At 69.1% G+C, this 7,464-nt stretch carries 3 protein-coding genes; all 3 read right to left on the reverse strand.

Going from position 1 to position 7,464, the window contains the following annotated elements:
- Positions 1-339: 339 nt before the first annotated feature.
- Complete coding sequence (locus tag ACI79O_RS23950; RefSeq protein WP_456915370.1) at positions 340-4,224, reverse strand: tetratricopeptide repeat protein; 3,885 nt, start codon at positions 4,222-4,224, stop codon at positions 340-342.
- Positions 4,225-4,238: 14 nt separating this feature from the next.
- On the reverse strand, positions 4,239-6,458 hold the full coding sequence (locus ACI79O_RS23955) for a tetratricopeptide repeat protein (protein WP_456915371.1): 2,220 nt from the start codon (positions 6,456-6,458) through the stop codon (positions 4,239-4,241).
- A gap of 332 nt (positions 6,459-6,790) precedes the next feature.
- A complete protein-coding gene (locus tag ACI79O_RS23960) occupies positions 6,791-7,183 on the reverse strand; it encodes a hypothetical protein (RefSeq protein WP_456915372.1) in 393 nt (130 codons plus the stop codon).
- Positions 7,184-7,464: the final 281 nt, after the last annotated feature.

The raw sequence follows: 7,464 nt of genomic DNA on the forward strand, positions 1-7,464 counted from the left end.
CCAGTTGATTGCCGGCCAGGGCCATGGCTGCGCCGGCAGTGGTGAGCAGGAGCAGGAGCCGCCGGGCGCGGCTGGGCCCGGCCTTCAACTGATCCGCCGCCTGCGACCACACACTCTGCCGCTGCCAGGCCCATTCCACGACCGACGAAGTGGACGGCGAAGCCACGGATGGCAGCTTGCCACAGTCGCGCGAAAAACCTGGCGTGGTAACCATCTTGGTGGGTGGGCAGGAGTCGACCCGCAGTCGGCGATCGATCAACCACGGCGACGGAGGATCCAGCTGCCAGCGAGCCAGATCAGCTGCCGCCGCCCTGACTCGATGTGCCGGATCCGGCCCAACTATGTATGCCATGCATACTTGATTTGCGATGCATCTTCATACCGGTCGAGAGCCGCGCGAACCTCGGTGAAAGCATGGCTCCCAGCGTGGGAAGCCAATTGGTTGAGCACGCGACTGACGTCCGCGATCACGCCAGCAGCACCGGCCGTGGTACATGACCGGGCGAAGGCCTCCATCGCCTCCGCCGCTCCCTGCGGGTCAGTTCTGGAGACACCAGCAAGTCCCGCCAGGGCCAAAGCCCGGGCCTCGAGTGCGTCGACGTTGTCGTCCGCGAGGACCAGCAGCGCCTCGGCAGCCGTGAGCGCAGCTGTGAACGCCCGCACGCCCTCGTCGACACGGTTCAGCTGCAACAGAGCCAGTCCCTCCAGCAGCCGAATGACCGGCTCCACGGTGGGTTCCGACAGGTCTCGCGCCGCGACCGTGGCGTCGAGCGCCATCGCCGGATGACCCATCTGGAGGAAGACCCGCGCCAAGCCCGCCCGAGCCGTCGCCGCTAACGCGATGTGGCCGGTGAGGTCCGCGATACTTGCTGCCTGGTGGAGGAGCGTTCTTGCTCGGTTCGGGTTCTCGGAAGCCAACCAAGCCCGACCCAGGCCGCTCAGCACGTAGCCCTCGCCGGAGCGGTCGCCGATCTCGCGGGCGATGGTCAGGGCCTGGGTGTACAGGTCGACCGCTTGCCGATAGTCCCCCAACTGGGCGTGGGCGTTTCCCAGGCCGCCCAGCGCGTAGCCCTCGCCGGAGCGGTCGCCGATCTCGCGGGCGATGGTCAGGGCCTGGGTGTACAGGTCGACCGCTTGCCGATAGTCCCCCAACTGGGCGTGGGCGTTTCCCAGGCCGCCCAGCGCGTAGCCCTCGCCGGAGCGGTCGCCGATCTCGCGGGCGATGGTCAGGGCCTGGGTGTACAGGTCGACCGCTTGCCGATAGTCCCCCAACTGGGCGTGGGCGTCTCCCAGGCCGCCCAGCGCGCCGCTCTCGCCATTGCGGTCGCCGATCTCGCGGGCGATGGTCAGGGCCTGGGTGTACAGGTCGACCGCTTGCCGATAGTCCCCCAATTGAATGTGGGCGTCTCCCAGGCCGCGCTGCGCGTACGCCTGGCTGTAACTGCTATCGATCTCGCGGGCGATGGTCAGGGCCTGGGTGTACAGGTCGACCGCCTGCCGATAGTGTCCTAAATGCGAGTAGCAATTACCAAGGCTGCCCAGCGCAGTGCCCTCGCCATTGCGGTCGCCGATCTCGCGGGCGATGGTCAGGGCCTGGGTGTACAGGTCGACCGCCTGCCGATAATCTCCCAATCCAACGTGGCAGTTCCCCAGGCCGAGCAGCGCAAAGCTCTCGCTGTAGCGGTCGCCGGTCTCGCGGAGGATGGTCAGGGCCTGGGTGTACAGGTCGACCGCCTGCCGATAGTCCCCTAACTGCGAATAATAGTTTCCCAGTCCGCGCAGCGCATCGCCTTCTAGGCTTCGGTCGCCGATTTCTCGAGCGATAGTCAGAGCCTGGGTGACTATGTCAATTGCCTGCCGATACTTATCGAGCATGTAGTAGTTGTTTCCCAGGGCGCCCAACGCAACGCCCTCGCCGTTACGGTCGCCGATCTCGCGGAGGATGGTCAGGGCCTGGGTGTACAGGGCGATGCCCTGCCAGTAGTCCCCCAGCAAGGAATGACTGCTTCCTAGGTCGATCAGGTGATAGGCGTTGAGGAGTGGGTCAGTGATCCGCTCTTGGATGCGCCCATGCAGGTCGACCAGAGTGCGATAATGACCCCACCGTTGCAGATAGTCGTCGATGTCGCCCAGGACGGTGGCGGCGGTATCAAAGTCCCCGGTGGAGCAGCGGAGCTCGAACTCGGCCAGCTGCGGTCGGATGTCGTCGAGGGTGCGCCAAGAGTCCCGCGACGTGCGAATCTGGGTGTAATAGTCCGCGGCGCGAGCCTGAAGGCCCGTCAAGGTGAACGTCACTGGAGAGTCACCGGGGCTTCCCGGCCGGAGGTCGTTTCGCGCGTAGTCCCGGTCAACCGGATGCAGGTGGTACTGCCCGTCCTGAAAGCGCACTAGCTGCCGGCGCACCAGTCGGGAGAGGATGGGTGCGGCGTTCGTCATGGGGTTAATAGGCCGCAGCAGGAAGTCGATCCCGACCGCCGAGACCGGCGCGGGAAAGACCGACAAGGCCTGCATCACCTGCTGCGCCGGTGAATCCAACAGTTGGTAGGCCTCCCCCACCAGCACCTCTACGACCTGGTCCTCGGGCAAGTGGCGAGTGCGGTCGAGGAGGTCCTGCGGGGTGAGCGTGGGATCGCCGTCGAGGATGGCCTTGACCGCTTCCAGCGCTCGGGGAAATCCGCGGGTGTGCTCGCGCAGCCCCTCGAGCACCGCCTCAGGGGCGTCGCGCAGGCCCAGGTGGCCGTCGTCGTCGAGTGCTCTCAGCACGGTCTCGGCATCCGGCGAGCCCAGCCCCTCCTCCAACGGCAGCTGGCGCTGACGGCTAGGTTCGACCTTCAGCAGCGCGGTCGGCCGGACCCGCGTGGTGATAATCATGGTGAGCGCGTGGGCGGGCGCGGTGAGCACCGCGCTCAGCGCCTCGTGCAGCGCCGCTTCGTCGAGGGTTTCGCGCTCGGTGTCCATCACTGACTCAAGGTTGTCCAGCAGCACTACCACCGGCTGGCCGGTCGGAAAGGCCTCCAGCAGAGCCAGCATCATCTCCGCCGGCGTGTGATGCGGGTCCTGGTACAAGTTCTGCAGCCGTTGCGCCTCGCTGGTCGGCACCAGGCGCAGCAAATCCGCCACCAGGGTCGGGTAATCCACCTGGTGCACGCCGTTGCGGCTCAGATAGACGATCCCGCCCACCGTGATCTCGGCGAGATCGCCCTCCACGTCCGGGATGCGACCCGCCTCGAGGCCCTTCAGCAGCCGGCACACCATCGCGGTCTTGCCGATTCCGCCGCGGCCGACCACCGTCACCATGCGGATCCCCGGATCGGTGATGTAGCGGGTCAGCAACCCCGTCTCGACCTGCCGATCCTGAAACCAGACAGGCGCCGTTGCCGGAGGCGGGTTGAGAAACTTCGACGCCCGGACCGCTTGCGACTCGGCCGGCACCTGCTCGCGCACGATGCCGCTGCGCTCCCGCCGGCGCGTCTCGGCCAGTTCCCGCAGCGATCGTTCCACCAGCCGCCCCAGCTTGTCGGGGTTGGCGAAGGACTGCGTGGTCAATCCGCTGTCGCGCACTCGGCGACGGAAGGCGTCCTGGCGGGCGCCGAACTCGCGGTCGATCAGCTTTGACGGCGGGATGCCCAGGTTCTCGGCGTCGGTGTCCAACAGAAACACCAACCGGTCCAGGCCGGCCTCGGTGGCGGTGTCGAACTCCAACTCGGTGTACGACACCTCCGGCCTGTCGCGCACCGGAGAGCCGAACCGGGTGCCCAGCAATCCCACGTAGACCTCACACCCCCGCACGCGGTCCACACACAGCTGCGCGGAAGGCAGATCTGCGGCGGGAAAGTCGGCCATATCGACGATCACATGCCCCGCCGCGGAGATCGCCCGCTCCACCGCCGCCACGTAGGACGATCCTCGCGGAAAGTCCCGAAGCTCAGCGGTATGCGAGATGAACACCCGCCACCGTGCTCCATCGCCGGATGCCACCGAGCAAGCTAACCGCAGCAGGGCTCCTGCGTGAAGTACTCGAGCAGCGTGGAACCAGGACTTGTGCCGATATCCGTCGTTGCTTGTGGTCGTGCGGGATCGAGCGGGCTCTAGGGGCCAGCCACAGGACGTAACTCCTGTTGATCCGTACAGGTGTGGCTCACCATGCGGCGCAGGACGAGCCGCCAGTGCTCCCTTGGGCCGTCCCACCCCGGCGGACCCGCCTGCGGACCCGGCGCTCTTCATCAGGTCGATGAGGCCTATGAAGTAGACGTCCCTGTGCCGTGGTCGCCCGTACGTCGGGTGATCGCCCGGGCTCCGAGGGTGTAGGCCAGGTTCCCCAGTCGAATGGCGGTGTCGGGGTGGCCGGGGCCCAGGGTCGCCTCGGTGATGGCCAGGGCGCGCTCCTGCAGGGGGAGAGCATCGGTGTGCCGGCCGAGGGCGTCGAGGGTGCCGGCGAGGTTCCCCAGCCGGGTGGCGGTGGTGGGGTGGCCGGGGCCCAGGGTCGCCTCGGTGATGGCCAGGGCGCGCTCCTGCAGGGGGAGAGCATCGGTGTGCCGGCCGAGGGCGTCGAGGGTGCCGGCGAGGTTCCCCAGCCGGGTGGCGGTGGTGGGGTGGCCGGGGCCCAGGGTCGCCTCGGTGATGGCCAGGGCGCGCTCCTGCAGGGGGAGAGCATCGGTGTGCCGGCCGAGGGCGTCGAGGGTGCCGGCGAGGTTGTTCAGTCGGGTGGCGGTCTCGGGGTGATCGGGGCCCAGGGCGGCCTCGGTGATGGCCAGGGCGCGCTCCTGCAGGGGGAGAGCATCGGTGTGCCGGCCGAGGGCGTCGAGGGTGCCGGCGAGGTTGTTCAGTCGGGTGGCGGTGGTGGGGTGGTCGGGGCCCAGGGCGGCCTCGGTGATGGCCAGGGCGCGCTCCTGCAGGGGAAGGCCGCTGGTGTGCAGGCCGAGGACCCCAAGGGTGTAGGCGAGATTGTCCAGTCGGGTGGCGGTGGTGGGGTGGCCGGGGCCCAGGGCGGCCTCGGTGATGGCCAGGGCGCGCTCCTGCAGGGGGAGAGCATCGGTGTGCCGGCCGAGGTCGACGAGGGTGCCGGCGAGGTTGTTCAGTCGGGTGGCGGTGGTGGGGTGGCCGGGGCCCAGGGCGGCCTCGGTGATGGCCAGGGCGCGCTCCTGCAGGGGGAGAGCATCGGTGTGCCGGCCGAGGGTGCCGAGGGTGCCGGCGAGGTTGTCCAGCCGGGTGGCGGTGGCTGGGTGGTCGGGGCCCAGGGCGGCCTCGGTGATGGCCAGGGCTCGCTGCTCGAGGCGGAGGGCATCTCGGTGTCGACCTTGCACCCACAGGTAGATGCCGGTCTCTCCAAGCAGGTCGGCGAGGTCGAGGCTGGGCAGCTCGGGGGGCAGATGATCGAGCAGGACGTCGAGGTGGGGCAGGAGGTCCCGCCACAGCCCCCAGCCGGCCACGTTGCCGGCGGGGTCGGCCGGGATGGCGTCGTCCAGCCAGCTCAGCGCGGCGGCCTGCCCCCCGGTCAGCTGCGGCGCGGCGTCGTCGTGGTGTGGGGCGGCGCGGTCGTGGTCGCGGACGGTGGCCTGCAGCAGCCGGTGGACGGCGACTGTCGTGGGGGTGAGGGTGATGAGACTGTAGGAGGCGAGCAGCCCGAGCAGCTCGTCGGCGTCCTGTATTGCAGCGCCGTTGGCCGGAGGGGAGGGGCTGGCGGGCCGGGTGATGATCTGGCGGGGCAGCGGGATCGGGGCGAGCCAGGCCAGTGCGCGCAGGGTGTCGACCGCGGCTGGTGCGGTCGTCTGGAGCGCCTTGATGGTGAGGGCGAAGACGCGGGCGACGGCGCGGAGGGGATCGGCGCCGGGCGCCGTCTTGTCGAGCATGGTGCCGGTCTGCTCCCGGAGCCGCTGCAGGTAATCGGCCGGCGGCGTCTGGTGGGCGGCGATGTAGGCGCCGGCCTGCTCCAGGGCCAGAGGTAGGTCGCCGAGCTCGTCGGCGATCCTGTCGGCGGCGTTGGTGTCGAGTCCGGCCGGTGGTTCGACGTTCAGGTCGCGGGAGGAGCTGACCACGGTGTCATGGAGGAGCTGGATGGCGGCGGGGCGCGGCAGCAGCTCGACGATGAGCGGGATGACTCCGTGCTTGCCCCAGGGGAGCCGGCGGCGGGTGGTGATCAAGATGTCGCCGGTGGTGAGCCTGCCCAGGAGCGGGGTGATCAGGTTGGGGTTCTCGACGTTGTCCAGGATGAGCAGCCAGCTGGCGTGGGCCTGCAGCCAGGCGGTGGCCCAGTTGGCGGCCTGCGGTGTTTTCCACTCCTCGGCGGTGGCCTTCGGTTGCAGCCGGTAGGCCAGGTCGGCGAGCGCGAATTCGAGGGTTTCAGCGCTCTCGGCGTCGGCCCACCACACAACCGCGCCGGGGCCGGCGCGGCGGTGGGCGTACTGCAGGGCGAGTTCGCTCTTGCCGATCCCGCCGAGCCCGGTGATCGCCTGCCCCACCGCTGCCCGGGCACCCCGGCCGAGCCCGTCGGCAGTCGGCCGAGCGAAAAGCGCGGCTACCTCAGTCAGCAGATCCTGGCGGCCGACGAAGACCGAGCTGGGTCGCCGCGGCAGGTTCTGAGTTCCGCCCGCGGGCAAGCCAATGTCATCCGGCGGCGGCACCGCGCCTGAGTGGAGGTGGACCTTGCGGACGTCGCCGGTATAGACGTCGCCGTGGACTTGCTGCGCGGCCACCGACCGGTTCCCGCTGGCGGTGCTGCTCACGGTGGCCGGTGAGTCAGGTGTGGTCGGGGTTTGTGGTGGTAGTGGCCGTCGCCACGGCCACCGCAGCGTCACCGGGCGGTGTCGCCGGTGTAGACGCCGCCGTGGATGGTGTGCGCGGCGATCGACCGATCACCAGTGGCGGCAATGTTGACCGTATAGTTGCCGGCGCGGGACCCGTCGGGGTCGGTGAGTTGCAGCAGTCGCGTAGCGGCCTCAATCACCCGAGGATCCGTGCCGGCGCCGGCGTCGCTGAGCTTCTTGGCGAGCGGTGCGGCCCAGGTGTCGGGGTCCTTGGCGTGCTCGACGACGGCGACCTCCCCGGCCGGCACGTCCTTGACTCGGCGCAGCACCAGCGTCTTCAGGCCCGCGTAGGCGTCCTTGATGCCCTGCGAGACGGTGTCGGTCACACCCGCGCTCGCCCCGGCGGCCAGTGCGGCCACAATCAACGTCACTGGATCCACGACGACCTCCCCCAAAGCCGGACCCCATCGGGTCGGAATCCAGGATTACAGCCGTCCGGCCGCCGCACCAGCCGAACCGCCCTCCATGTGGTAACACACGCATGTCTGTACAACTGTCGCTACCAAGATTGCTTCTGACGTTCGCTCTAGGGGGCTGTGTCGTCCTCTCCCCATTTGGCCATCCATGCTTGGTTCTGTACGGAGATGACCTGCTCGCACGCGGCGATCAGCTCTGGAGCGGAGAGGGGTCGGCCGTCGGGGGCGGTGCGTCGCTCGGCCAG

Source organism: Geodermatophilus sp. SYSU D00696 (genome assembly GCF_054050235.1).

What these genes read in the sequence shown, in the direction of transcription:
- ACI79O_RS23950 (WP_456915370.1), bottom strand. Translation starts at nt 4,224, where the DNA reads ATGAAGAGCGCCGGGTCCGCAGGCGGGTCCGCCGGGGTGGGACGGCCC.